Origin of the sequence: Pseudomonas sp. IAC-BECa141, from assembly GCF_020544405.1 — a bacterium.
In the GTDB taxonomy this organism is placed as follows: Bacteria; Pseudomonadota; Gammaproteobacteria; order Pseudomonadales; family Pseudomonadaceae; genus Aquipseudomonas.
The window spans coordinates 2,963,880-2,990,442 of record NZ_CP065410.1; the positions used below are offsets into that span (position 1 = coordinate 2,963,880).

At 59.2% G+C, this 26,563-nt stretch carries 20 protein-coding genes; 8 read left to right on the forward strand and 12 right to left on the reverse strand.

What is annotated here, in order from left to right; translation table 11 throughout:
• Positions 1 to 12 precede the first annotated feature (12 nt).
• The 7 genes from I5961_RS13585 to I5961_RS13615 all read right to left on the reverse strand — a co-directional run bounded on the left by I5961_RS13585 (position 13) and on the right by I5961_RS13615 (position 7,194).
• Positions 13 to 843, reverse strand: coding sequence for a carbohydrate ABC transporter permease (locus I5961_RS13585; RefSeq protein WP_007957423.1), 831 nt, complete (start codon positions 841 to 843; stop codon positions 13 to 15).
• A gap of 8 nt (positions 844 to 851) precedes the next feature.
• The gene (locus tag I5961_RS13590; protein WP_085696464.1) at positions 852 to 1,778 is read right to left on the reverse strand and encodes a carbohydrate ABC transporter permease; all 927 of its coding nucleotides are present in this window, start codon (positions 1,776 to 1,778) and stop codon (positions 852 to 854) included.
• A gap of 153 nt (positions 1,779 to 1,931) precedes the next feature.
• A complete protein-coding gene (locus I5961_RS13595; RefSeq protein WP_227235500.1) occupies positions 1,932 to 3,242 on the reverse strand; it encodes an ABC transporter substrate-binding protein in 1,311 nt (436 codons plus the stop codon).
• 226 nt (positions 3,243 to 3,468) lie between these two features.
• Positions 3,469 to 4,374: an AraC family transcriptional regulator gene (locus tag I5961_RS13600; RefSeq protein WP_085696235.1), complete on the reverse strand. Its 906-nt coding sequence runs from the start codon at positions 4,372 to 4,374 to the stop codon at positions 3,469 to 3,471.
• A 100-nt stretch (positions 4,375 to 4,474) separates the two neighbouring features.
• Positions 4,475 to 5,293 (reverse strand): phospholipase, encoded by an 819-nt coding sequence (locus I5961_RS13605; RefSeq protein ID WP_319633931.1) that lies wholly within the window; start codon positions 5,291 to 5,293, stop codon positions 4,475 to 4,477.
• Positions 5,294 to 5,443: 150 nt separating this feature from the next.
• Positions 5,444 to 6,733: a glycosyltransferase gene (locus tag I5961_RS13610; RefSeq protein ID WP_227235501.1), complete on the reverse strand. Its 1,290-nt coding sequence runs from the start codon at positions 6,731 to 6,733 to the stop codon at positions 5,444 to 5,446.
• A gap of 95 nt (positions 6,734 to 6,828) precedes the next feature.
• The gene (locus I5961_RS13615; protein WP_085696232.1) at positions 6,829 to 7,194 is read right to left on the reverse strand and encodes a response regulator; all 366 of its coding nucleotides are present in this window, start codon (positions 7,192 to 7,194) and stop codon (positions 6,829 to 6,831) included.
• A 263-nt stretch (positions 7,195 to 7,457) separates the two neighbouring features.
• On the opposite strand from I5961_RS13615, the gene I5961_RS13620 reads away from it, so the two are divergent.
• Genes I5961_RS13620 through I5961_RS13640 form a run of 5 tightly spaced genes read left to right on the forward strand, consistent with a single transcriptional unit; the run spans position 7,458 to position 14,011 of the window.
• Complete coding sequence (locus I5961_RS13620; RefSeq protein WP_085696231.1) at positions 7,458 to 10,958, forward strand: response regulator; 3,501 nt, start codon at positions 7,458 to 7,460, stop codon at positions 10,956 to 10,958.
• Complete coding sequence (locus I5961_RS13625; protein ID WP_085696230.1) at positions 10,958 to 11,791, forward strand: CheR family methyltransferase; 834 nt, start codon at positions 10,958 to 10,960, stop codon at positions 11,789 to 11,791. Before I5961_RS13620 ends, I5961_RS13625 begins: the two co-directional genes overlap by 1 nt.
• A complete protein-coding gene (locus tag I5961_RS13630) occupies positions 11,788 to 12,381 on the forward strand; it encodes a chemotaxis protein CheB (protein WP_085696229.1) in 594 nt (197 codons plus the stop codon). The genes I5961_RS13625 and I5961_RS13630 overlap by 4 nt, the downstream gene beginning before the upstream one ends.
• A complete protein-coding gene (locus I5961_RS13635) occupies positions 12,375 to 13,589 on the forward strand; it encodes a hybrid sensor histidine kinase/response regulator (protein ID WP_085696228.1) in 1,215 nt (404 codons plus the stop codon). The genes I5961_RS13630 and I5961_RS13635 overlap by 7 nt, the downstream gene beginning before the upstream one ends.
• Positions 13,590 to 13,633: 44 nt before the next feature.
• Positions 13,634 to 14,011: a response regulator gene (locus I5961_RS13640; protein WP_085683718.1), complete on the forward strand. Its 378-nt coding sequence runs from the start codon at positions 13,634 to 13,636 to the stop codon at positions 14,009 to 14,011.
• Positions 14,012 to 14,024: 13 nt separating this feature from the next.
• Here the strand turns inward: I5961_RS13640 and I5961_RS13645 are convergent, their stop codons facing one another.
• The 3 genes from I5961_RS13645 to I5961_RS13655 all read right to left on the reverse strand — a co-directional run bounded on the left by I5961_RS13645 (position 14,025) and on the right by I5961_RS13655 (position 18,379).
• Entirely contained in the window at positions 14,025 to 15,695 is a 1,671-nt protein-coding gene (locus I5961_RS13645) for an ATP-binding protein (RefSeq protein ID WP_227235502.1), read from the reverse strand.
• Positions 15,692 to 17,194 carry an ATPase domain-containing protein gene (locus I5961_RS13650; protein ID WP_085696226.1) on the reverse strand — a complete coding sequence of 501 codons (1,503 nt, stop codon included), beginning with the start codon at positions 17,192 to 17,194 and terminating at the stop codon, positions 15,692 to 15,694. Before I5961_RS13650 ends, I5961_RS13645 begins: the two co-directional genes overlap by 4 nt.
• A 129-nt stretch (positions 17,195 to 17,323) precedes the next feature.
• A complete protein-coding gene (locus tag I5961_RS13655; RefSeq protein ID WP_227235503.1) occupies positions 17,324 to 18,379 on the reverse strand; it encodes a tetratricopeptide repeat protein in 1,056 nt (351 codons plus the stop codon).
• Between the two features lie 192 nt (positions 18,380 to 18,571).
• Here I5961_RS13655 and I5961_RS13660 point away from each other — a divergent pair, with 192 nt between their 5' ends.
• The 3 genes from I5961_RS13660 to I5961_RS13670 are packed head-to-tail and all read left to right on the forward strand — an operon-like array spanning position 18,572 to position 21,882.
• On the forward strand, positions 18,572 to 20,707 hold the full coding sequence (locus I5961_RS13660; RefSeq protein ID WP_227235504.1) for an FUSC family protein: 2,136 nt from the start codon (positions 18,572 to 18,574) through the stop codon (positions 20,705 to 20,707).
• Entirely contained in the window at positions 20,697 to 20,897 is a 201-nt protein-coding gene (locus I5961_RS13665) for a DUF1656 domain-containing protein (protein ID WP_085696223.1), read from the forward strand. Before I5961_RS13660 ends, I5961_RS13665 begins: the two co-directional genes overlap by 11 nt.
• 4 nt (positions 20,898 to 20,901) lie before the next feature.
• A complete protein-coding gene (locus I5961_RS13670) occupies positions 20,902 to 21,882 on the forward strand; it encodes an HlyD family secretion protein (RefSeq protein WP_085696222.1) in 981 nt (326 codons plus the stop codon).
• A gap of 58 nt (positions 21,883 to 21,940) precedes the next feature.
• On the opposite strand, the gene I5961_RS13675 is transcribed toward I5961_RS13670, so the two are convergent.
• Together I5961_RS13675 and I5961_RS13680 are read right to left on the reverse strand one after the other, a co-directional pair.
• Complete coding sequence (locus I5961_RS13675; protein ID WP_085696221.1) at positions 21,941 to 23,362, reverse strand: efflux transporter outer membrane subunit; 1,422 nt, start codon at positions 23,360 to 23,362, stop codon at positions 21,941 to 21,943.
• Entirely contained in the window at positions 23,359 to 26,550 is a 3,192-nt protein-coding gene (locus tag I5961_RS13680) for an efflux RND transporter permease subunit (RefSeq protein WP_085696220.1), read from the reverse strand. The genes I5961_RS13675 and I5961_RS13680 overlap by 4 nt, the downstream gene beginning before the upstream one ends.
• Between the last annotated feature and the right edge of the window lie 13 nt (positions 26,551 to 26,563).

The following is a 26,563-nucleotide window of genomic DNA, read 5'->3' on the forward strand; positions in this document are numbered from 1 at the left end:
TTTTGCGAATTCTTATTTGACGGCGCCGAACGACAGGCCGCGCACCAGTTGTTTCTGGCTGATCCAGCCGAAGATCAGGATCGGCGCGCAGGCCAGGGTCGAGACGGCCGACAACTTGGCCCAGAACAATCCTTCGGGGCTTGAGTAGGAAGCGATCAGCGCGGTCAGCGGCGCGGCTTTGGACGAGGTCAGGTTCAGCGACCAGAACGCCTCGTTCCAGCACAGGATCAGCGACAGCAGCACGGTCGACGCGAGGCCGCCCTTGGCGATCGGCAACAGCACGCGGAGCATTTCCTGGGCGAGGGTGGCGCCGTCGAGGCGGGCGGCTTCGAGGATGTCTTTGGGAATGTCCTTGAAGTAGGTGTAAACCATCCAGACCACGATCGGCAGGTTGATCAGCGTGTAGATCACGATCAGCGCGATGCGCGTGTCGAGCAGGCCGAAACTCTTGGCCAGGAGGTAGATCGGCATCAGCACGCCCACCGGCGGCAACATCTTGGTGGAGAGCATCCACAGCAGCGTGCCCTTGGTGCGCTGGGTTTCGTAGAACGCCATCGAGTACGCTGCCGGCACCGCGATCAGCAGGCAAAGTGCCGTGGCACTGAAGGAAATCACCACCGAGTTCCAGGCGAAGCTGAAGTAGTCGCTGCGCTCATTGATGTGCAGATAGTTCTCCAGCGTCGGCGTGAAGATGAACTGCGGCGGTGTGGCGAAGGCGTCGATTTCGGTCTTGAAACTGGTCAGCACCATCCAGAAGATCGGGAAGAAAATGATGATCGCGATGGCCCAGGCCAGCGTGCCGAGCAGCAGGCTTTGCAGCCGGCGGGATTGTTGAAGAGTCATGGCAGGCCTCAGGCTTTGTCAGTCAGGTTTTTGCCGATCATCCGCACCAGAATGATCGCGGCGATGTTGGCGATGACCACGGCGATCAGGCCGCCGGCCGAGGCCATGCCGACGTCGAACTGCACCAGCGCCTGGTTGTAGATCAGGTAGGCGAGGTTGGTCGACGCGTAACCGGGGCCGCCGTTGGTGGTGGTGAAGATTTCGGCGAACACCGACAGCAGGAAGATGGTTTCGATCATCACCACCACGGCAATCGGACGCGCCAGGTGCGGCAGCGTCAGATGCCAGAAGATTGCGATCGGGCCGGCGCCGTCGAGGCGGGCGGCTTCCTTCTGTTCCTGGTCGAGGGACTGCATGGCGGTCATCAGGATCAGGATCGCGAAGGGCAGCCATTGCCACGAGACAATGATGATGATCGACAGCAGCGGGTAGTGGGCCAGCCAGTCCACCGGTTGCGCGCCGAACAGCTTCCAGATGTAGGCGAGGATCCCGGACACCGGATGGAAAATCAGGTTCTTCCAGATCAGCGCACCGACCGTGGGCATGATGAAGAACGGCGAAATCAGCATCACCCGCACGATGCCTCGACCGAAGAACTCACTGGCCTCCAGCAACGCACTGATCAACACGCCGAACACCACGCTGATCAGCAGCACGCTGCCTACCAGCAGCAGGGTGTTGGTGGCGCCGGGCATGAAGCCTGAGTCAGTCAGGAAGTAGGTGAAGTTTTCCAGCCCGACGAACTCGTTTACGCCGGGGTCGAGCAGGTTGTAGCGGATCATCGAAAAATAGACGGTCATGCCCAGCGGCACGATCATCCACAGCAGCAACAGGGCCACCGAAGGGCTGACCAGGAACCAGCCGGGATTGGCCACGCGGCTTTTGCGCCGGGGCTGCGACAGGTCGATGTGGGCTTTGGCAGTTGAAGTATTCATGGTGATCACAACCGAGTCATACAGACCTATGGAGATCCCCGGTGGGCGCGAGCTGGCTCGCGAAGGCGTCGTGTCAGACAACAAATGTTTCACTGAAACACCGCTTTCGCGAGCAAGCTCGCTCCCACAGGAGGCAGGAGCGAGCTTTACGGGTTACTTCGGATAACCCGCGCGCTTCATCTCGCGTTCGGTGGTTTGTTGCGCAGCGGTCAGCGCCTGGTCGACCGTGGTCTGGCCGATCAGCGCGGCCGAAAACAGCTTGCCAACCTGGGTGCCGATGCCCTGGAATTCAGGGATGGTCACCAGTTGAATGCCGATGTACGGCACGGGCTTGAGGGTCGGTTTGCTCGGATCAGCGGCTTTCAGCGATTCCAGCGTGACCTTGGCAAACGGTGCGGCGCTCATGTAGGCCTCGCTGTAGGTCGAGGCGCGAGTGCCCGGCGGTACGTTGGCGATGCCGTCGGTTTTGGCGACCAGTTCGCCGTACTCCCTGGAGGTAGCCCAGGCGCTGAATTCCTTGGCGGCGTCCTTGGCCTTGGAGCTGGTCGGAATCGCCAGCGCCCACGAGTACAGCCACGCCGAGCCTTTGTCGGTGACCTGATGCGGCGCGTAGGTGAAGCCGACGTGATCGGCGACCTTGCTCTGGGTCTTGTCGGTGACAAACGATCCGGCGACGCTGGCATCGACCCAGATCGCGCACTTGCCGCTGTTGAACAGGGCGAGGTTTTCGTTGAAACCGTTGCTGGAGGCGCCCGGCGGGCCGGACCTCTTCATGGTGTCGACGTAGAAGTTCAGCGCGTTCTTCCATTCCGGGCCGCTGAATTCCGGTTTCCACTGCTCATCGAACCAGCGCGCGCCGTAGGCGTTGGCCACGGTGGTGATCAGCGCCATGTTCTCGCCCCAGCCGGCCTTGCCGCGCAGGCAGACGCCGTATTGTTCCTTGTCCTTTTGGGTGAGTTTCTCGGCGAAGCCGGCGATCTGCTCCCAGGTCGGACGCTCCGGCATGGTCAGGCCGGCGTCCTTGAACAGGTCGGTGCGGTAATAGGTGATCGAGCTTTCGGCGTAGAACGGCAAGGCGTACAGCGAACCCTTGACCGACAGGCCTTCACGCACCGACGGAAACACGTCGTCGAGTGCGTAGCTGGCCGGCAGATCCTTCATCGGTTCCAGCCAGCCCTTGGCGCCCCAGAGTGCAGCTTCGTACATGCCGATGGTCAACACATCGAACTGACCGCCCTGGGTGGCAATGTCGGTGGTCAGGCGCTGGCGCAGGACGTTTTCTTCCAGCACCACCCAATTGAGCTTGATGTCCGGATGCTCGGTCTCGAAGGTTTTCGAGAGCTTTTGCATGCGGATCATGTCGCTGTTGTTGACGGTGGCGATGGTCAGGGTCTGGGCGCCAAGGCTGACGCTGCTGAGGGTCATGCAGGTGAGGGCCAGCAGAGCTTTTGCAGTGGGTTGCATCGTGCACTCCTTTTCTGCGCCCGGCGGGGGCAGAAGGACAGTTATTGTTTTTGTGTTCTTCCGGCAGGGGAAGAATGTGCACTGATTACAGCCTTCTAACGCAGGGCTGACAAATCATCCCTAGCACTTGAATCGATACTTTTTTGCACTCGGGATTGACGCGATAAACGCAGGGAAGGGCGTTTCAGAAGGGCGGCAGCCATGAATCCGTACAGGTTTTCCTGCGTCAGCCGTGGTTTTGCTCGGTCAGGCGCTGTACGACCAGCCGGCGATAATGTGAAGGCGTCATGCCTTTGAGCTGCTGAAAGCGCCGGTTGAAGTTGGAAATATTGTTGAAGCCCGATTCGAAACATACCTCGGTCACCGGTTTGTCGCCGTCCGCCAGCAGCTCGCAGGATTTACTGATGCGCAGGCGATTGACGAATTCGATGAAATTGCGCCCAGTCGCCTGCTTGAACACGCGACTGAAATAGGTGGGTTTCATGCCCAGGTGCTCGGCGACTTCCTCCAACGGCAGTTCACGGGCGTAGTGGGCGAAGATGTAGTCCACCGCGCGGTTGGTGCGGTCGATGTTGTGCTCGTCGGCCAGTTGCGGGGTGGTTGCGCCGGACAACAACTGGTAGTCATCGCAGGCCGCGAGCAACTCCATCAGGATGAAAAAGTGCCCGAGACGGGTAATGCCGTTTGAATCGGCGATGCGTTGCATCAGGATCATGGCCTGACGAATTGTCTGTGGTGAGCGGAATTCGATGCCGTACTGCGCACGTTCCAGCAACGGTGCCAGGGTCTTGAGTTCGGCGAACACATGATGGCCGCTCTCGAACAATTCATCGGTGAAGTTGACCAGCATGTCGCGCTTCTCGACCACTTCGTCTTCGGCCACCTGGCTGATCCAGTTGTGCGGCAGGTTTGGGCCGGTCAGGAACAGCGTCTGCGGGTAGAAGTTGCCGATGTAGTCGCCGATGAACACCTTGCCCGAACTGGCGACGATCAAATGCAACTCGTATTCCTTGTGGAAATGCCAGCGCACCAGCGGGCAAGGGAAGCCGTGCTGGCGGTAAATGATGGACAACCCGTTGTGGTCATCCATCAATTCATACGAGGGGTCGGTGACGCGGGCTGTTCGGGTCATGATCGGGCGCTTTTTTGTTATCGCCTGGCGATCATGCCTCTTTGTGCACGGGATGCGCCAGTTTCCAGTGCAGCTCAAAGCCCCCGTTGCCGGGCTTTCTTCAGGCTGGCGATCCGGCAGAACTCCACCAGGTCCGACTCTTCCATGAAGTCGACATGATGATGTTGCACTTCAACGCCCAGTCGCTCTTATCCAGATCAAACCATTCGTTCAGCTTGTCATGGATATCGACGGGGCCGCCGAGGGCGGTGTAGCTGGTGGCGGATAAAGACCAGAGCCGCCAGCTACCAGGAGGGCTTTGCAAAACTCTGTCAATGAACTGCCTCAGTTCTTCAGGATTGGTAATGCCGCTACCGGACCATTGATGATTGACGACGTCATGAAATGCATTGTGTTCCAGCTGCCAATGAGACTTGGCCGCTGCAAACACGCGCTGTTGGGGGCTGATTCGCTTGAGTTCACGAAGACTCAGAGTTGCATTCTGGCGGGGAACAAGACGTTGCCCCAGAAATTGGATGATTATTTTATTGAAGTAGTCGTAATCAAAATCGGCGCCATCGAGGCTGTGAAAATCCAGAATAATGAACTCATCCGGATTGTTCTCAAGAAACGCTTTGACATCCACTACCAGATTTTTCAGGGTTCTAGAATTTCGATATCCATTGTGGTGAGCGATGAACTTTTCCAGCTCTTTGGCCTTCGCGTCATAAGTCAGACGAATGTCGAGTACCCTGGAACCGTTATTCAGCTGGGCAAAAAAACTGTCATGCTGGCAGGCGAGCCAGTGGCGCGGAGGACCGAAAACCGGATAGGAAGCTTTCCAGTCACTGCCGGCGTTATGGGTGCCCGGCAATGACAGTTCAAATATCGACAGTGAATCAATGGCGGGAGTCGATCCCATCCAGTTATGAGTGCTCATGAATGCATCCTGCATGTATTGAAGTAGTGTGCTGCGTTGCGAAACAGTCAAGGCAGCACTTGCAGGGTCTTTATAATGTCTGGCTTTTTAGTTGACCATTTGGAGTTTGATTCAACGTGTTGGCGAATGTTTTTTTAGTTGTCTGGAGAATTATTTATTCTGGTTTTTGGCTTCAATCCACTGCGACATATATTGCGTGCTCTTGTGCGAATGGTGGCGCAACATGCTGCCCATGAAGTTTTGACGTCTTAGTTGAACAAGGTTTTTGCGACATTCCTGCAACTTTTCGATCAATGCCGGTCCATGTATCGCTTGCGGGTAAACGTCGTTGAGCAGTGCTTGCCCCTGAGACTGAGCGGCTTGCCAACGGACCTCGTCGCGATAGAGCTCAACGGCGGCATTGGCCAGATCCTGCGCCGTACGACAAATGGCACCCGGCCAGGGTTGGTCGGTGCGCATGCCTTCGGCGCCGATCGGCGTAGTGACGCTCGGCGTTCCGCAGAGCATGGCATCGATCAGTTTGCCTTTGATGCCGGCGCCGAAACGCAAGGGTGCCAGGCAGATGCGCGCTTCGGACATGACCTGCAACGCATCTTCCGCCCAGTTCATGATGTGAAAACCCTGCGCCGCGTTGTGCATAGCGGCTGCCTTGGGCGGCGTATAGGCGCCGTAGATGTGTAATTGTGCTTTCGGGAGTTGCGCGCGGATCAGCGGCCAGATGGTTGATTTCATCCATAAAACCGCGTCCCAGTTCGGCGCGTGGCGGAAGTTGCCGATACTGAGGAAGTTCGCGCGCTCTTCAAATGTTTTTGCTGGAACGCGGGCCGGTTCGACCATCAACGGGCACCAGTGCAACAACTCGGGCGGCAATTTGAACTGCTGCACCAGCAACTCGATTTCTACCGGCGAGATCATAAGGTTCAGATCACAGCGGTAGAGCGCGGCAATCTCGCGCTTGGCCAGATCGGTGTCAGCCATCAATTCGAACTCTTCGCGCAGCGCAGGTGCGAACAGTGCATGGAAGTCGTCAGCGTCATCGCTGCTCTTCAGCCGATCCTTCAAACGTTGATGACGAGCGTGCCGCAAACTCTGCAAGTCCGATGTTTCCAGTACGCGCAGAGCATTGGGGCAGTGTTTTTCCACGCGCCAGCCGAATTGTTCTTCGATCATGAACTGGTCGAACAGCACGATATCCGGCGCCAGCTCGCTGACGAAGACATCAAAGCTGCTTTTGTTCAATTCGATCGGAACAGTGCGAATGCCCAATTCGGCAAGATCGGCCGGATGTTCGCCAACGCCTGCGGGGCTGGCAAAAGTAATGTCCCAGCCCTGTTGCAGGAAGGTCTCAAGAATCTGCATCACATGCCCGCTCGCTGCGGAGGAACGGGGTTCCGGCCAGACGTAACCAATGACGAGGACTTTGGTTGCGGGCTGACTCATGAAAAGGTATTTCCTGAAGAACGAGAGAGAAGAAGAAAAAACGCGCGGATTAGAACATATCCTGAGGTTGAATCCGCGCTGCAAAGCCGTTTGCGTCAGTGTTGACCCAGAACGCTCTTCACCTTGTCGCGCAGTTGATCGATCGAAAACGGTTTGCCGATCACATGCATATCTGCCGGCACTTCAATGGTCTCGGCATAACCGCTGGCAAACAGAATCGGCAGTGAAGGGCGAATTGTGCGGGCTTCGGTGGCCAGCTGACGGCCATCCATGATCGGCAGACCGACGTCGGTCATCATCAGATCAATGTGCTGATTCACATCCTTGAGGATTTCCAGCGCCTGTTCGCTGCCATCGGCTTCCAGAACCTTGAACTCCAATTCCTCCAGTACATCGACGATCAGCATGCGCACGATGGCGTCGTCTTCTACTACAAGGATGGTGGACGTGGTGCTGGACATAATGGCGGCTCTCAAGAATGGGGGACGGGGCGCCGGTCGATCAAAAATGCCGGGCTCTTGCATGAGTAAGTGGCGCATAGCCACAAGTTCCCGGATGGATACAAAAAAGAATAGGCGCAAACGGGTGGGCAAGGATAACCGCTGGCCTGCGATTCGGCGCAGGCAAATGTAGGAAAACGATACTAAAACTGTGAGAAAAATGGATCCATGCCGCTGTTTTGGGGCAAACTCCCTGGTTTTCACCAGTTCGACAAGGCTGCCACATGTCCTCTCCGTCTTCGGTTGATGAGCAACGGTTTCGCAAACTTCTGAGCCGCAACGTCAGTTTGCCGTTGGGCGTCGGCTTCATCAGTGCCGTGTTCTTCGTTTCGCTGATCACTTATCTGTTGTCCGTGATTCAGTGGGTGGAGCACACCGACCGGGTGATCAATAACGCCAACGAAGCGGTGAAACTCACCGTGGACCTGGAAACCGGCATGCGCGGTTTTCTGCTCAGCGGCGACGAGCATTTCCTCGACCCGTACGAGACGGCCAAGCCGCGCATCGCCGTGGCGCTAAGCACCTTGCTTGAACTGACTGCCGACAATCCGGCGCAGACCGATCGCCTGCGTCGTCTTCAGGCGCTGCAAACCGAATGGGCGACGTATGCGCAGTCGATGATCGATCTGCAACGCGCGAGCGGTGACTACAAGGCAGCAGTCAAAGCGGGCAAGGGCAAGCGCCTGACCGACGAAATACGTAAACAGTTCGAAGACGTGATTGAAACCGAACAGCTTCTGCGTGCTTCACGCAACGAAGACGTGCGCCGCACCACGATCTGGAGCATCAGCCTCTACCTGCTGTTCGTGGCCGGCATCAGCGGCCTGCTGGCCTATGTAGGCCGGCGCGATCTGCTCAACCTGTCCCAAAGCTATGGCGCAACCCTGGCGGCGCAAGAGGCCAGCGCGCTTCGTCTGGAGCAGCAAGCCTGGCTGCGCAATGGCCAGACTCAGCTTGCAGAGCAGGTATTGGGGCAACTGACGCTCAATCTGCTGGGGCGCAACATTTTGCAATTCTGTGCCCAGTACCTTGGCAGCGCTGTCGCTGCTTTGTATGTGCGCGAAGAACATGGTGGCCTCAAACGCGTGGCGACCTACGGTTTCTCCCGCGAGCAGGAACAACAGGATCAATCGATCTACAGCGACGAAGGCCTTGTCGGTCAGGTCGCCCAGCAGGCCCGGCTGATTCGACTCGATTCGGTGCCGTCCGACTATTTCAAGGTCAGCTCCGGCCTGGGCGAAGGCCTGCCGCACAGCGTGCTGGTGGTGCCGACCAGCGATGACGAACGGGTCAACGGCGTGATTGAACTGGGTTTCCTGCGTCCGCTCACCGATCGTGATGTGGCGTTGCTGGAACTGATCGCCGGCAACATCGGCACCTCCATCGAAGCGGCGCGCTATCGCCAACGCTTGCAGGAAGTGCTCGCCGAAACCCAGCAACTCAACGAAGAGCTGCAGGTGCAACAGGAGGAGCTGAAGACCGCCAACGAAGAGCTGGAAGAACAGTCGCGGATTCTCAAGGAATCCCAGGCGCATCTGGAAACCCAGCAAATCGAACTGGAACAGACCAACGAGCAACTGGCCGAACAGGCCCAGACTCTGGCCGAGCAGCGCGATGCCATGGACCAGAAGAACACCGAGCTCAATCAGGCCCAGATCCAGCTCGAAGAACGCGCCGAAGAGTTGCAGCGTTCAAGCAAGTACAAGTCCGAATTCCTGGCCAACATGTCCCACGAACTGCGCACGCCGCTGAACAGCTCGCTGATCCTGGCCAAGCTGTTGGCGGAAAACCCGCAGGAAAACCTCAGTGCCGAGCAGGTCAAGTTTGCCGAGTCGATCTATTCCGCCGGCAACGATCTACTCAACCTGATCAACGACATTCTCGACATTTCCAAAGTGGAAGCCGGCAAACTCGAAGTGATGCCGGAAAACACCAGCGTCGCGCGTCTGGCCGACAGCCTGCGCAGCCTGTTCGAACCGCTGGCGGCGGAAAAGAAACTGACGTTCAACGTCGAATTGCAGCCTGATGCACCGATCACCCTGTTTACCGACCGTCAGCGTCTGGAACAGGTGATCAAGAATCTGCTGTCCAATGCGGTGAAATTCACCGAGCACGGGACTGTCAGCCTGACCATCGCCGGCCAGCCGGACGATCGCATTGGCTTCATTGTGCGCGATTCGGGAATCGGGATTGCGCAGGATCAACAGGAAAGTATTTTCGAAGCCTTCCGCCAGGCCGACGGCACCACCAACCGCAAATACGGCGGCACCGGGTTGGGTCTGTCGATTTCCCGGGATCTGGCGACGCTGTTGGGCGGTTCGATCAGCGTCAGCAGTGCGCCGGGGCAGGGCAGTACTTTCACTCTGGTGTTGCCGCAGCAATACCGTGAGCCGGGTGACACGCCGATAACGCCGTTGACCTTCACCCCACCGGCCTCTACGCCGGTCATCGCGCCCGTGGCGTCCGTGGCGGCGGTTTCGCCTCTGGCGCCGGTCCACATCCCGCGCTTCGACGATGATCGCAACAAGGCGCCGTTCAATACTCGTTGCATCCTGGTGGTGGAAGACGAGCCGAATTTTGCGCACATCCTCTACGATCTGGCCCACGAACTGGGCTATCAGTGCCTGGTTGCCCACGGCGCCGACGAAGGTTACGACCTGGCGAAAGAGTTCGTGCCGGACGCGATCCTGCTGGACATGCGCCTGCCGGACCACTCGGGCCTGACCGTCCTGCAACGCCTGAAAGAACACGCCGAAACCCGGCACATTCCGGTGCATGTGATTTCCGTGGAAGACCGTGTCGAAGCAGCGATGCACATGGGCGCCATCGGTTATGCGGTCAAACCGACCACTCGCGAAGAACTCAAGGATGTGTTCGCCCGTCTGGAAGCCAAGCTGACCCAGAAGGTCAAACGCGTACTGCTGGTCGAGGACGACGATCTGCAACGGGAAAGCATCGCCCGGCTGATCGGCGACGACGACATCGAGATCACCGCCGTCGGCCTGGCACAGGACGCGCTGGAGTTATTGCGCACGACGATATTCGATTGCATGGTCATCGACCTGAAGCTGCCGGACATGCTCGGCAACGAATTGCTCAAGCGAATGTCCACCGAGGACATCTGCTCGTTCCCGCCGGTCATCGTCTATACCGGACGCAACCTGACCCGCGACGAAGAGTCCGACCTGCGCAAGTATTCGCGCTCGATCATCATCAAGGGCGCGCGCTCGCCGGAGCGTTTGCTGGATGAGGTCACACTCTTTTTGCACAAAGTCGAATCGCAGTTGTCCCATGAACGGCAGAAGATGCTCAAGACCGCCCGCAGCCGCGACAAGGTCTTCGAAGGTCGGAAAGTGTTGCTGGTAGACGACGATGTGCGCAACATCTTCGCCCTGACCAGCGCGCTGGAAACCAAGGGTGCAGTCGTGGTCATCGGCCGTAACGGCCGTGAAGCGATTGAAAAACTGAATGAAGTCGAGGACATCGACCTGGTGCTGATGGACGTGATGATGCCGGAAATGGATGGGTTTGAAGCCACCATGGAAATCCGCAAGGATCCGCGCTGGCGCAAGCTGCCGATCATCGCGGTGACGGCCAAGGCCATGAAGGATGATCAGGAGCGTTGCCTGCAGGCGGGCGCCAATGATTACCTGGCCAAGCCCATCGACCTGGATCGCCTGTTCTCGCTGATTCGCGTGTGGTTACCGAAGATGGAACGCATTTAGTGGAACGTAGTCATCACGTTGAACGAAACAGTGAAATCGAACTGCGGCTGCTGATCGAGGCGATTTATCTCAAATACAGCTATGACTTTCGCGATTACTCTGGCGCTTCGATCAAGCGCCGGGTGCAACATGCGCTGAGCCAGTTCGAATGCGCGACCATCTCGGCCTTGCAGGAGAAAGTCCTGCACGACCCGACGGCGTTCATGCAGTTGCTGCAATTGCTGACGATCCCGGTCAGCGAGATGTTCCGCGATCCGTCGCACTTCCTGGCGATCCGTCAGGAAGTGGTGCCGCTGCTCAGGACCTATCCGTCGATCAAGATCTGGATCGCGGGGTGCAGCACCGGCGAGGAGGTCTACTCGATGGCGATCCTGCTGCGCGAAGAGGGCCTGCTTGATCGCACGATCATCTACGCCACCGACATCAACCCGCGCTCGCTGGAAAAGGCCAAGCAGGGGATCTTTTCGATGGAGAACGTGCGCGCCTACACCGCCAACTATCAGCAGGCCGGTGGCCAGCGCTCGTTCGCCGACTACTACACTGCTGCCTATGGCTACGCGATTTTCGACAAGAGCCTGTGCGAGAACGTGACCTTCGCCGATCACAGCCTGGCGACCGATAGCGTATTCTCCGAAACCCAATTAATTTCATGTCGTAACGTGTTGATTTATTTCAACAAAAAACTTCAGGATCGAGCGTTTGGGTTGTTTCACGAATCGTTGTGCCACCGCGGTTTTCTGGTGTTGGGCAGCAAGGAAACTCTGGATTTCTCCGGCTATTCCAACCAGTTCGAACCGCTGGTGAAACAAGAACGGATCTACCGAAAAACATGAACAGTGCAGCGGATTTGCCTCGGATCGAGGCGATTGTGATCGGAGCTTCTGCCGGTGGCGTCGAGGCGTTGCTGAACTTGCTCGGTTCATTAAAGGCCGGATTCGGGCTGCCGATCATCATCGTGTTGCATTTGCCTGAAGAGCGCCGCAGCCAGCTCGCCGATGTGTTCGCCCGACGGCTGACGTTGCCGGTGGCAGAAGCCATCGACAAACAGGACATCACCCCCGGCACCGTGTATTTCGCGACGCCGGGCTATCACTTGTCGATAGAGCAGGATTTCTCCTTGTCGCTGAGTCTTGAAGACCGTCTGCATCACTCGCGGCCTTCGATCGACTTCCTGTTCGAATCCGCCGCCGATGCCTACGGGCCGACGCTGGCTGCAGTGTTGCTGACGGGTGCCAACCACGATGGCGCGCGGGGCCTGGCGCAAGTCAAACGCCAGGGCGGGCTGACCATCGTGCAAGACCCGGACGAGGCGCAGGTCGCGACAATGCCACGCGCGGCGCTGAAGACACATCAACCGGATTACATTCTTCCCATCCACGGCATCGGCCGTCTGCTTGTCGAGCTGGAACGAATCGCATGCTGAGTAATATCCAGGCAAAACTGCTGATCGTCGACGATCTGCCCGAGAACCTGCTGGCCCTCGAAGCGCTGATCAAACGCGAAGACCGCACCGTCTATAAAGCGCTGTCGGCGGACGAAGCGCTGTCGCTGCTGCTGCAACACGAATTCGCCATGGCCATCCTCGACGTGCAGATGCCCGGCATGAACGGCTTCGAGCTGGCCGAACTGATGCGCGGCACCGAGAAAACCAAGAACATCCCGATCATCTTTGTCAGCGCCGCCGGCCGTGAACTCAATTATGCGTTCAAGGGCTATGAAAGCGGGGCGGTGGACTTTCTGCACAAGCCGCTGGATATCCATGCGGTGAAGAGCAAGGTCAACGTCTTCGTCGACCTGTACCGCCAGAGCAAGGCGATGAAGCAACAGGTCGAAGCGCTCGAGCAGAGCCGGCGTGAGCAGGAAGCGCTGTTGCAGCAACTGCAAAGCACTCAGGGCGAACTGGAGCAGGCGGTGCGCATGCGCGACGATTTCATGTCGATCGTCGCCCATGAAGTACGTACGCCGCTCAACGGCCTTATTCTCGAAACCCAACTGCGCAAGATGCACCTGGCCCGGGACAACGCCGCCGCATTCACCCTCGACAAGATGCACGCCATGGTCGACCGCGACGAGCGCCAGATCAAAAGCCTGATCCGACTGATCGAAGACATGCTCGACGTTTCGCGGATTCGCACCGGCAAGTTGTCGATCCGACCGAGTCGCTTTGACCTCGTGCAGTTGGTGGGCACTCTGCTGGAGAATTTCGCCCAGCAGATCGAAGCCGCCGAGACTGAGGTCAGTTTCACCGCGACCGAACCGGTGGAAGGGCAGTGGGACGAATTCCGTATCGAGCAAGTGGTGTCGAACCTGCTGACCAATGCCTTGCGTTATGGCGGTAAAAGTCCGATCCAGGTTCGGGTTTATCGAGAAGACGATGAAGCCCGGATCGAAGTTCAGGATCAGGGCATCGGCATCAGCGAAGAAAATCAGAAGCGCATTTTTCAACAGTTTGAACGTGTCTCCGCCAAGACGGTGGTGGCCGGCCTCGGGCTGGGGTTGTTCATTTCCGAACAGATCGTCGCCGCCCATGGCGGCTCCATCGTCGTCGAAAGCAAGATCAACGAGGGCGCCCTGTTTCGCGTCTGTCTGCCGCTCCAGGAAAACGGCAAAACAAACGCAACCTCTGAGTGACCACACGGTCGTATCAGCAGCTATTGAACGAACAAAGGCTTCCCATGAGCGTAGATGCACAAGATGTAGTACTCGTCGTCGAGGACGAACCGGTGATCCTGATGGTCCTGACAGACTATCTGTCAAGCCAGGGCTATCGCGTATTGCAGGCCGAAAACGGCGAGCAGGCGTTCGAGATTCTGGCGAGCAAGCCGCATCTGGACATGTTGATTACTGATTTTCGCCTGCCTGGCGGGATCTCCGGCGTGCAGATCGCCGAGCCCGCCGTCAAATTGCGCCCTGATCTGAAGGTGATCTTCATCAGCGGCTATCCGCAGGAAATCCGCGAGACCGGCAGCCCGATTACCCGCCGGGCGCCGATCCTGGAAAAACCATTCGATCTGGATGTGTTGCAGGAGAAGATTCAGGAACTGCTGGCCTGAGGCGTCAACCGCCTCAGTTCTTGATCATTTCCCGAACCTTTGCCGTCAGCAGATCGAAGGTGAACGGTTTGGTGATCATCTGCATGCCAGGATCGAGAAACCCGCCGCGCACAGCGGCGTGCTCGGCATAACCTGTGATGAACAGGACCTTCAGGTCTGGCCGGTATTGCCGGCCGATTTCCGCCAGTTGCCGGCCGTTCATGCCCGGCAGGCCGACGTCGCTGATCAGCAGATCGATGCGCTGCTCCGAATCCAGAATCGGCACGGCACCGTCGGCATCGCTGGCCTCGACAAATCCATAACCCAGTTCACTCAATACTGCACTGACCAGCACGCGCACGGCCGGGTCGTCTTCGACGATCAATACGGTTTCGCCTTCCACGGCGTCGGGCGCCTGTTCCATATCCGTTGGTGCGTGAGGCAGTGATTCGCCCTGGAATCGCGGCAGGTAGAGTTTGACCGTGGTGCCTTCATCGATCTTACTGTCGATCGACACATGACCACCGGACTGTTTGCTGAAACCGTAGATCATCGACAGACCCAAACCGGTGCCCTGGCCGATCGGCTTTGTGGTGAAGAACGGATCGAACGCGCGATTGATGACACTTTCCGGCATGCCGCAGCCATTGTCTGTGACGCTCAATACAACGTAATCACCAGGTTCAAGATTGCTGTAGGCCGCGGTGTAGTCTGGATCCAGCACCTGATTACCCGTCTCGACCACCAGATTGCCGCCGTCGGGCATCGCGTCGCGTGCGTTGATCACCAGATTAAGCAGGGCGCTTTCCAGTTGATTGGGGTCGGCCTCGGCCACCCACAATTGTTGGTGCAGGCGCATGTCAAGGTGAATGCTTTCGTTGAGGCTGCGTTGCAGCAACTCACCCATCGATTGCACCAGATCGTTCATATGAACGGCTTTGGAATCCAGCGACTGGCGACGGGAGAACGCCAGCAAGCGGTGAGTCAGGCCAGCGGCGCGGTTGGCCGAGGTCACACCGAGGTCGATCAGGCTGTCAAGATCATCCAGGCGGCCACGGGCCAGCCGCCGGCGCAGCAATTCAAGACTGCCGATGATTCCGGTCAGCATGTTGTTGAAGTCGTGGGCGATACCGCCAGTGAGCTGGCCGACCGCTTCCATCTTCTGCGACTGGCGCAGGGCTTCCTCGTTGTGCCGCAGTTGCGCGGTGCGTTCCTCCACTTGTTGCTCAAGGGTTTCCAGCGTCGATTGCAGGCGACGTTCGCTATTGCTCAGATCGATCAGGCGGTCGCGGGCCTCGTACTGTCGTCGTCGTCCGCGCAGGGCGGTGGAGATCAGGCTGACCAGGGTGGCCGGATGGAAAGGGCGCTCAAGAAAAGTGACGTTGCCCAACAACTTGCTGAGCTGCGACGAAGGGCCTTGTTCGGATCCGCCGTGATGGGTGAGCAGGACGATTGGCAAATCAGACCACGCCGGTTGTTGTTCCAGATACGCCAGCAGGCACTCGAGTTCCGGACCATTAAGGGCCTCGGCAGCGATCAGCAGCAGACCGGCGCCGGGCTCGAGCTCGGTACAAAGGGTGGCCAGGTCGGGCGTGATCAGCCCACCGTATCCGGCCTCGTTGAGAATCATCAGCGCTACTTGGCTGTCGCGTCCCAGCGGCGCAAGGATCAGCGCCCGTTCCGATAGCGGTACGGTGACGGTCACAAGTTGTCATCCTTGAGCAGCGGGTTGCTTGCACCGAGATAGGTGGGCACGCCGCGCAATACACCCTGAAAGGCCTCCAAAGGCTCGCCGATGGTCATGCCTTGAGTGGAAATGCGGTATTCGCGGATGGTCGATTCATGGCTGCCGGTGCGTTTCTTGATGATCGAGATGGCCCGACGGACCTTGCCCGCGGCTTCGAAGTAACGCAGCAGAATTACCGTGTCGGCCAGGTAAGTGATATCGACCGGAGCATGCATGTCGCCGACCAGTCCATGCTGGGCGACGGTCATGAACGTCGCGGCGCCCTTGCGGTTCAGGTACAGCAACAGTTCGTGCATGTGCAGTACCAGCGCGTTTTCTTCGGGCATCGCGGCCTGATAGCCGTTGATGCTGTCGATCACCACGGTCTTGATGTCACCTTCATCGACACAGCGGCGTACGCGGTGGGAAAACTCGCCGGGGGACAGCTCGGCGGCGTCGACCTGTTCGATCAGCAGGTTGCCGGTGGCCTGCAGGGCCTTCAGGTCGATACCGATGTTTTTCATGCGCTCGAACAGCAGGCCCAATTCTTCGTCAAAAATGAACAGGGCAGCCTTTTCACCGCGCGCCACGGCAGCCGCCGCGAAAATCATGCTGATCAAGGATTTGCCTGTCCCTGCCGGGCCCAGAATCAGCGTGCTGGAGCCGGTCTCGATACCGCCGCCCAACAGAGCGTCCATTTCCCTGATGCCGCTGGACAGCTGCAGCCGCGGGTAGTCGCTGCGGTGCTCCGCCGCCACCAGACGCGGGAAAACGTGCACGCCATCGCCCGTGATGGTGAAGTCATGGAAGCCGCCACGGTATTTCTGGCCGCGATACTTGATCACCCGCACGCGACGGCGTTCGGCGCCGTAGTTGGGGGTCAGTTCTTCGAGGCGGATCACACCGTGAGCGACACTGTGAACGGTTTTGTCGAGGGATTCGGTGGTCAAGTCATCCAGCAGCAAAACCGTGGCGTCGTAGCGCACGAAGTAATGCTTGATCGCCAGGATCTGGCGGCGGTAGCGCAGGGAGCTTTGCGCCAGCAGGCGGATTTCCGAGAGGCTGTCGAGTACGACCCGGGTGGGCTTGAAGCGCTCGACTACTTCGAAAATCTGTTTGGTCGCTTCGCCCAGCTCAAGATCCGAGGAGTACAACAGGCTTTGCTGATGTTCGGCGTTGAGCAGGCTTTCCGGAGGCGTCAGCTCGAAAATCTCGATGTTTTCGTCCAGTTCCCAGCCGTGGGACGCCGCACCCTGGCGCAATTCGTGCTCGGTTTCGGACAGCGTGATGTACAGCGAACGTTCACCGGCACGGGCGCCGGCCAGCAGAAAATGCAACGCGACGGTAGTTTTACCGGTTCCAGGCTCGCCCTCCAGCAAGAAAACATGACTGCGAGACAAACCACCGGCCAGGATATCGTCGAGGCCCTCGATGCCGGTGGCGGCTTTGGCACTGATCAACGCGTTCGATGTAGACAAAAAATGCCCTCTCATGACTAGGAGAAACCAGGCAGCGGGCGCCGGACGCCGTTTGGCACTGCCTGATTTACATGACCTTATGCCGAGACGGCGGTTCCAAGTTTCTTGCAGGATGTGTCGAGAAGACCGCTAGAGTCCTTGCTGCAACGAAGGGTCGTCCGGGTTCATCTGCTCAAGCTGGGCCAGCAGAATCTGTACGTTCTGTAACTGGCCGCTCTCTTTCCAGTAACTGATCAGCAGCACCCGCGCCTTGCGATCAGCCGGGTGGCGCTGGACGATTTCCTGCAACTGCTTTTGCGCCGCTTCCAGTTCTTCGGCGCTGTGCAGGGTGGTGGCGAGGTCGTAGCGGTAGTCCTTGTTGTCAGGCTCCAGCTCCACGGCTTTGGACAGACCGAGCAGGGCGTACTCGCGCTGATCGTGGTGCAACAGCCAGAGTCCCAGCGCATGTTGCAGATAAGCCGAGTCGGGTTGGGCCTTCAATTGTCGAGCGAGCAATTGCCGCGCGGCGTCGCTCTGGCCCTGGCGGTCGAGCACTTCAATCTGCATCACCAGCGCCGGCAAGTTCCCGGGGTCCAGGCGCAAGGTCTGCTCCAACGCTTCCTGTGCCTGTTTCAGCTCGGCGTTGTGCAGATACAGGCGCGCCAGTTGCACGTAGTTGGCCGCGCTTTGCGGCTGGGTCTTGAGCGCCTGCTCCCACACGTCGATGCCTTGCTGGAGCGGGGCGAAATACAGGCCCAGTTGATCCGGAGACAAGCCGAGCAGGGCGTTGATCGCCGCGAAGCGGACAGTTTGGTCTTCATCCTCAAGCAATGGCCCCAGCAGAAGGCTGCGCTGTCCGCCCGGCACCAGACCGGTCACGCTTTTGATCGCTGCCAGCCGAACGTCCGGCGATGCGTTTTGCAGATCGGCATCCGCCAGCTTCAAGGCCTGCGGGCTCGGGTAATTGGGTAGTTCGGCATGCAGCCACACACGCCGCTTGACCGACAGATCCGGACGCCCCAGTTGCTGATACAAAACTCGCGCGGCACCCGGCTGCCCGGCACGAGCGGCAGCCAGCGCTTCGCTGTACCCATGCCTGATCGCTTCCGGCACCACGGGCGCGGTACTGCGCAATGACAGCCAGGCCACGATGAAGACCAGCACGAGGCCGAGGCTGACGAGCAAATAGCGGCGAGACTGAGGCATGCGGATTTCCGAAACTTTCGTTTTGTAGCGGAGGTCGCAAGCTTCTGTCAGCTCGCGCCGTGAGTCAAACTCTCTGCCGGATATGGCCTGCTACAGGCGTTGAATCGCCCTACAGCTTTTGTCGACCCTGTTAGTCGTCATGCCCTCCATGCAGTGTCTACGCTTGCAGAAGTTGTTTCGAAGAGGCTACCCATGCAATCCCTGCTTGTTTATTTCAAGGCGGTGATCCACCCCAGCCAGGCAGTGCTGCTGTTTGGTTTGCGCACCATTGCCGCCGGATTGCTGACCTTGTACCTGGCGTTCCTGTTCGATCTGGACCAGCCGAAATGGTCGATCATGGCCGTGGTGATCATCAGCCAGCCCCTGGCCGGGATGGCGCTGGCACGCAGCTTCGGACAAATCATCGGGACGACCCTCGGCGCGGCAGTGGCAGTGCTGCTGATGGCGATTTTTCCCCAGGCGCCGTTGCCGTTCATCACGACCCTGGCGCTGTGGCTGGCCCTGTGCACGGCCGGCGGCACGTTGTTGCGCTACACCAGCTCGCAGGCGTTCGTGCTCAGTGGGTATACCGCCGTGGTGGTGGCGCTGCTGGCGATTCCGGATCAGGACGGCACTTTCCTGCTGGCGGTGACCCGGGTTACCGAAACCTTGCTGGCGGTGGCGTGCGTGTGCGTGGTCAGCCTGCTGACGGCGCGGCCAGAGGCGGTATCACGCAACTATTTCGCGAAGGTCGATCAGGTGATCAGGTTGGTCGCCAGTCATTCGGCTGCCGTCCTCAGGACAGAAGAAAGCGAAGCGGACTTTCAGCGCCGGCAAATGCAGTTGCTGGGGGAGATCAGTGCGCTTGAAGGGCTGCGCCGGCATTTGTACTTCGATGCCCCGCGCCTGCGCAGTGCCAACAATCTGGTGCTGTTGCTGGGCAATCAACTGATGTTGCTGACCTCGCGCCTGACCGCGTTGCGTCACCAGCGGGAATTGCTCACCGAACGCTGGGAGGGCGATCTGCCGCTGGACATCCAGCAATTGCGCGCCGAGGAACTGGCATTGCTTGATCAGCTCGCAGAACAAGGGCGCTCCTTGCCGGCCGAGGTTCGTCATCAGTTCGTCGCGCTGCAACAGCAATTCGAAGCGCTCGCCTACAAGGCCGAACAGCTGACGGAAGACATGAGTGCAACCCTGCGCTCGCTGGCCTGGGCATTGCGCTGGGAACAGGCGCGGCTGTTGCAGCAACTGGAGCAGATTCTCGAATTGAGCGATGCGATACAGGAAGGGCGGGAAGCCAGCTGCATGTTCCGTGGCCAATCCAATCCCTTGCATCTGGATTTCACGCTCGCGACGATGAACGCCATCCGCGCCTTCAGCGCATTGCTGGTGGCCGGGCTGATCTGGATCGAAACCGCCTGGGACGGCGCGCGGGGCGGGATGATCCTGGTGGGAATCCTGTGTTCGTTGATGGCGACATTCCCGCGACCTCTGATCGCCGCGCAGAGCTACGCCCGAGGGCTGGGACTGGCACTGGTGGTGTCGGCGTTCTATCAGTTCATGCTGGTCCCGACGATCAGTGATTTTGAAATGTTGGCCTTGATGCTCGCGCCGTTGCTGTATGTGATCGCGGTCGGACTGTCCAGCCCGGCCACCGCCGGTATCGGCATGGGGCTGGGGTTGTCGAGTTTTTTGATGCTCGGCCCACAGAACGTCGGTACCGGGCAGAACACCGCCATTCAATGGTTCGAATTTGCCGGGGCCTACGTCAGTGCGGCGATGTTGGCATTGATTGTCTATGCCTGGATTTTCCCGTTCCGTCCGGCCCTGCGGATCCGGCGCTTCTACAACGAGGCTAGGGAGCAGGTCTATGAACTGATCAAGAGTCCGGCCACCGACGAACAGCAATTCGCCTTCGAAAGCCGTATGGTCGATCGCCTGACTTCGATGCTGGGCGTGTTGCCGGCCGCCAATGATCGGGACATGCAGCGTCTGTATGAAATCAGTCTCGGCTGTGTGGCGCTGGGCGTGGCCATACACCAGCTCAGGCAACAGGCGCAAAACAACACATTGCTCACCGACGCTTTTGGGCGACAGCTGGCGACGGCATTGCGTCAGACCGGTCGTTTTGTCGCGGGCCGACCCGACGTGCCCCTGACGCCGTTGCTGACTACGCTGCATGCGCTTGGCGATGAGCTGGATGCCTTGCATGTCGCCACCCATGAACACTTGTGGTCGGTGTTTCGCATGCGTGTGGCCCTGTTGATCGTGGTGTCGTTTCTGGAGCGACACGGCGAGCATTTGCAGCCCCATCGTTCTGAAGGAGAGCCCGTCCTTGCCCATTGATTTCGAGATTGGCGGCGTTTACCTGCCTCCCATCGCCCAGGCCCTGTTGCTGGCCATACCGGTTTTTTTATTTCTCGACTGGGGTTTGCGCCGGCTCGGCGTCCTGCGTTTTGTCTGGCACGAGGCGCTGTTCGAAGGCGCTCTGTATGCCTGTGTGTGCGCCACACTGATTCTGCTGATGGGAGCCTGAAACCTTGAAGACCTTGCTCACTCGATTGACGACATTGGCGGTGGTACTGCTGGCGATCGTGCTCGGCTGGTTTGCCTGGGAGCATTACACCCGGGCCCCGTGGACGCGGGATGCGCGGGTGAGGGCGGATGTGGTGACGCTATCGGCCGATGTTTCGGGCCGCATCGTCACGCTGGCGGTGCAGGACAACCAGCATGTCGACAAGGGGCAGTTGTTGCTGGAGATCGACCCGGCTCGCTACAGCCTCGCCGTCGAGCATGCGAAGCGCTCGGTGGAGGTTGCCAGGGCCACGCTCGGGCAGTCGCAAGCGGCCATTGTTGCCAGCGAAGCGTTGCTCAAACAGCGCCAGAGCGAAGAGCGCCGGCGACGTACGCTCAAGCAAGGGTTTGCGATTTCAGGGGAGGAGTGGGAGAAGTCGAGCACTGACGTAGCGGTGGCCCAAGCGGATCTGTTACGCAATCAGGCGAATCTCGGTCTGGCCGAAGCCAACGTGCAACTGGCGATTGCGGCATTGACCCAGGCTGAACTGGATTTGCAACGCACCCGTGTCGAAGCGCCGGTCAGCGGTTATGTCACCAACCTGCTGACCCGTCAGGGGGATTACGCGGTGGCCGGCGGCGCCTTGCTGGCGCTGGTGGACAGCGGCTCGTTTTATGTCAGCGGCTATTTCGAGGAAACCAAGCTGCCACGCATCGAGGAGGGCGACCGGGTGCGGATCGAATTGATGAGCGGGGAAAAATTCGGCGGCACCGTGCAAAGCATTGCCTTCGCCATTGCTGACCGGGAAAACGCGCCGGGCAGTCGATTGCTGGCCAACATCAACCCCAGCTACACCTGGGTGAAACTGGCGCAACGGGTGCCGGTGCGGATCGGCATCGATCCAGATTACGCAGGCAAGAACCGACTGAGAGCCGGCACCACCGCGACGGTCACCGTTCTGGAGAACACTGAAGGACAGGCGCAAAAAAGCCCCGCGACCGAATGATACGCGGGGCAAAAAATTGGTTGGTTGCGGCCAACCAAAGGAGCTCTTTAAAAAACGATTACTTGCTCGCGACCGTCTCTGGCTGCCAGCCGCCACCGAGGGCCTTGTAGATCGCAACGATGCCGCGATACAGGTCCACTTCGGCCTGGGCCTGGCTGTCTTCGGCATTCAGACGTTCACGCTGGGCGTCGAGCAATACCAGGAAATCGGTGGTGCCTTCGCGGTAGCGAATCTCGGCGAGGTCGGCAGCCTTGCGGCTCGATTCGCTCTGACGGATCAGCGAAATAAGACGTTGCTGACGTTTGCCGTAATCGCTGAAGGCGTTTTCCGACTCTTCCAGGGCCAGCAGCACTTGCTGCTCGTAGGTGGCCAGCGCGCCTTCGGCATCGGCATCGGCGCCACGCAGGCGGGCCCGCACGCTGCCAAGATCAAACGCCGCCCAGGTGATGCTCGGACCCAGTGCCCAGGCATTGGCCGCCGAGGAACCGATCTGCGAACCACGCCCGGCCGTCCAGCCGAGGAAACCGCTGAGGCTGACCCGAGGGAACAGGTCGGCCTTGGCCACACCGATACGCGCAGTGGCCGAAGCCAGTTTGCGTTCGGCGCTGAGGATGTCCGGGCGACGTTGCAGCAGTTCGCCCGGATCACCGATCGGCAAGGCCTTGGCAATCGCCGGCAGGTCTTTCGGACTCAGGTCGACGGTCAGTTTGTCCGGACGCTCACCCAACAGGGTGGCGATGCGGTTTTTCTGCCGTACCTGTTCTGCCTGCAGTTGCGGCACGCTGGCCTCGACTGACGCCAGCCGTGCATCGGCCCGTTCCACATCGAGCTGATCGCCAACGCCGGCGTCACGCAGGCTGATGGTGATCTTGCGCGACTCCTGCTGGTTGTTCAGGTTGGCCAGGGCGATCTTTTCCCGCAGCTGGGCACCGCGCAGTTGACCATAAGCATCCACCAGTTCGGCAATCATGGTGACTTGCAGTTGGTACAGATCGGCTTCGGCCGCCTGCTGGTCGGCGTCGCTGGCCTCCAGATTGCGCTGGATGCGTCCGAACAGGTCCAGCTCCCAAGCCATGTCCAGCCCCAGATCATAGCGTTCGCTGTTGACCCGTTTGGTGGTCTGGCCCGGGATCTGACCTTTGGCCAGATCGCTGCTGGCGCGGCTGGTGATGGTCGGCATCGCATCGTTGCTGACGTCGTCGCGGATCGCCCGGGCAGCTTTCCAGCGGGCGAACGCCACGCGCAGTTCACGGTTGCCTTGCAGCGATTGGGTCACCAACTGGTTGAGGGTCGGATCGTCGAACTGCTGCCACCAGATGCCTTCGAATTTCGAACGGTCGAAGTTCTTCTGGCCGGCAGCGCCGTCGGTGGCGGACGTGATGTTCGGCGCCTCCGTCGTCGGGGTCTTGTAGTCAGGGCCGACGGCGCAGGCACTCAGGGCCAGCACCAGCAGGCTCGGCAGGAAGACTTTCAGACTCATTGGTGCGCCTCCAGTGGCTTTTGAAGATTTTGCGCCTTGGCCGCTTTGCGAGCTTCACTGCGCTCCACGAAGTTACGGATCAGCACATAGAACACAGGGGTCAGCAGCAGACCGAAGAAGGTCACACCCAGCATCCCGGAGAACACCGCCACACCCATGGCATGACGCATCTCGGCACCGGCACCGCTGGAGAACACCAGTGGCACCACACCCATGATGAACGCGAACGAGGTCATCAGGATTGGCCGCAGACGCAGACGGCAGGCTTCCAGTACAGCGGCCAGCGGATCAAGACCTTCCTGCTGTTTGTCCTTGGCGAACTCGACGATCAGAATCGCGTTCTTACAGGCCAGACCCACCAGTACGATCAAACCGATCTGGGTGAAGATGTTGTTGTCGCCGCCAGAGATGATCACACCGGTGATGGCCGACAGCAGGGTCATCGGTACGATCAGGATCACCGCCAGTGGCAGGCTCCAGCTTTCGTATTGAGCCGCGAGCACCAGGAACGCCAGCAATACGCAGAGCGGGAACACGAACAGCGCGGTGTTGCCGGACAGAATCTGCTGGTAGGTCAGGTCGGTCCACTCGTAGGTCATGCCGTTCGGAAGTTCATCCTTGAGCAGTTTCTCGATGGCTTTTTCGGCCTGTCCGGAGCTGTAGCCCGGGGCTGCCGCACCGTTGATTTCAGCGGTGATGAAGCCGTTGTAGTGCATCACGCGATCCGGCCCCGAGGTGTCGCTGACCTTGATGAAGGTCGCCAGCGGGATCATTTCGCCTTTGTTGTTGCGTACTTTCAGCTGGCCGATCTGGTCGGACTCGAGGCGGAACTGCTGTTCAGCCTGAACGTTGACCTGATAGGTGCGACCGAAGCGGTTGAAGTCGTTGGCATACAGCGAGCCCAGGTAGATCTGCAGGGTGTCGAAGATGTCGCTGACGGCCACGCCATGGGTCTTGGCTTTTTCCCGGTCGATGGCGGCATCGACTTGCGGCACGTTCACGGTGTAGCTGGTGAACAGGTTGGCCAGTTCCGGAACGTTATGGCTCTTGGCAATAATGTTCATGGTCTCTTTGTACAGCTCTTCGTAGCCCAGGTTGCCCCGGTCTTCGATTTGCAGGCGGAAACCACCAATGGTGCCCAGACCTTGTACCGGCGGCGGTGGGAAAATCGCCATGTAGGCTTCCTGGATCCCGGCATACTGGCCGTTCAAGGCACCAGCAATCGCACCGGCGGACATGCTCGGGTCTTTCCGCTCTTCGAACGGTTTCAGGGTCACGAACACGATGCCGGCGTTCGGGCTGTTGGTGAAGCCGTTGATCGACAGGCCCGGGAACGCTACGGCGCTTTCCACGCCCGGCTGTTTCAATGCCAGGTCGGACATGCGCTTGATCACGTCTTCGGTACGATCCAGGCTTGCGGCGTCCGGCAGTTGCGCGAAGGCCACCAGATATTGCTTGTCCTGGCCAGGTACGAAACCGGTCGGTGTGCTGGAGAAACCGAAGAAGGTCAGCACCATCAGGCCTGCGTACAGGAAGAGGGCGATGCCGCTGCCGCGGATGACCCGGCGCACGGTGCCGACGTAGCCATGACTGGCACGGTCGAAGAACCGGTTGAACGGACGGAACAGCCAGCCACCGAAGATCTTGTCCAGCACTCGCGAGAAACGGTCTTTCGGTGCGTCATGACTTTTCAGCAACACAGCGGCCAGCGCTGGCGACAGGGTCAGCGAGTTGAAAGCCGAGATCACGGTCGAGATCGCAATGGTCAGTGCGAACTGCTTGTAGAACTGACCGGTGAGACCCGAGATGAATGCCGCCGGTACGAACACCGCACACAGCACCAGCGCCGTGGCAATGATCGGGCCCGTAACTTCACCCATGGCCTTTTTGGTCGCATCGAAGGGGTTGAGCCCCAGTTCAATGTTCCGCTCGACGTTCTCCACCACCACGATGGCGTCGTCCACCACAATACCGATCGCCAGTACCAGGCCGAACAGCGACAGGGCGTTGAGCGAGAAGCCGAACAGGTGCATCACCGCAAACGTACCGATCAACGATACCGGCACCGCCACCAACGGAATGATCGACGCGCGCCAGGTCTGCAGGAACAGGATCACCACCAGAACCACGAGAATCAGTGCTTCGAAGAGGGTGTGAACCACCGCCTCGATGGAGCCGCGCACGAAGATCGTCGGGTCATAGACGATGCTGTAGTCCATGCCTTGCGGGAAGCTTTTCTTCAGTTCTTCCATCTTGCCGCGAACTTCATTCGAGATTTCGATGGCGTTGGAACCAGGACGCTGGAAGATCGGGATTGCCACGGCCGGCTGGTTGTTCAGCAACGAACGCAGGGCGTATTGGCTGGAACCCAGTTCAACGCGGGCAATGTCCTTCAGACGAGTGATTTCACCGTTGTCGCCTGCGCGAATGATGATGTTCTCGAATTCTTCCTCGGAGACCAGACGGCCCTGAGTGTTGACCGACAGCTGGAAGCTCTGGGCATTCGGAGCAGGGGGCGCGCCCAGTTGACCAGCGGCCACCTGACGGTTCTGCTCACGAATTGCGGTCACCACATCAGTGGCGGTCAGATTGCGCGAAGCGGTCTTGTTCGGGTCCAGCCATACACGCAGCGAGTAGTCGCCCATACCGAACAGCTGCACGTCACCCACGCCACCGAGGCGAGCGAGCTCGTCCTTGATGTTGAGGATTGCGTAGTTGGACAGGTACAGCATGTCGTAGCGTTTGTCTGGCGAGGTCAAGTGCACAACCATGGTCAGGTCGGGCGAAGCCTTGTCGACGGTGATACCGATGCGCGTCACTTCTTCTGGAAGCTTCGGCTCGGTCCGGGTCACGCGGTTCTGAACTTGCACCTGTGCGTTGTCCAGGTCGGTGCCCAGAGCGAAGGTGATGGTCAGGGTGATCTTGCCGTCAGCGGTGGATTGCGAGGACATGTACAGCATGTTCTCGACGCCGGTGATGGCCTGCTCCAGCGGAGCCGCCACGGTTTCACCGATGACTTTCGGGTTGGCGCCCGGGAAGTTTGCACGCACGACCACGGTCGGTGGCACGACTTCCGGGTATTCACTGATCGGCAACTGGAACAGCGAAATCGCACCGGCGATCAGAATCAACAGCGACAGTACCGCTGCGAAGATCGGCCGTGAAATGAAGAATTGGGAAAAATTCATCGAAGTTGTCGTC